Source organism: Mesorhizobium sp. M7A.F.Ca.AU.001.01.1.1, from assembly GCF_004022735.1.
GTDB lineage: Bacteria > Pseudomonadota > Alphaproteobacteria > Rhizobiales > Rhizobiaceae > Mesorhizobium > Mesorhizobium ciceri.
Window position 1 is genome coordinate 1 of sequence record NZ_RZPF01001360.1, and the last position, 462, is coordinate 462.

General features: G+C 63.4%; 1 protein-coding gene. It reads right to left on the minus strand.

Annotated features, from left to right (window positions below; all coding sequences use genetic code 11):
• The coding region (locus tag EN884_RS38180; RefSeq protein WP_164895526.1) for a LysR family transcriptional regulator at positions 1–462 on the minus strand (462 nt) is incomplete at both ends.

Genomic DNA, 462 nt, shown 5'->3' on the forward strand with positions numbered 1-462 from the left:
CCGATATCGGCCGGTGCGGCGATGGCGCGGCCGGCGAGGAATTCGGGCGACACGGCCGGCGCCGCGGTTTCGCGCACCAACAGTGTCGAGTCGGCCTCCGGCCAGTCCGGCAGGCCGTAGTGGATGGCGGCATCAAGCCTCTCCCTGGCGAAGTCGAAGCGACCGACGCGGGTGACGAAGTTGATGGTGATATCGGGATTGTTTTCGACGAAATCGGGGATCATCGGCATCAGCCAGCGCGTGCCGAAGGTCGGCAAAATGGCAAGGTTCAGCATGCCACTATGCCGATTGCTCATCAATCCAAGGGCTGCGTCACGCAATTGCCCAAGTGCTGAACGCACCGCCTCGGCGTAGATCTCGCCCGATGTCGACAGCCTGACATTGCGGCTGTCGCGTTCGAACAGCCGGCGGCCGAACTGATCTTCCAGAAGTTTGATCTGGCGGCTGACCGCGCCCTGGGTC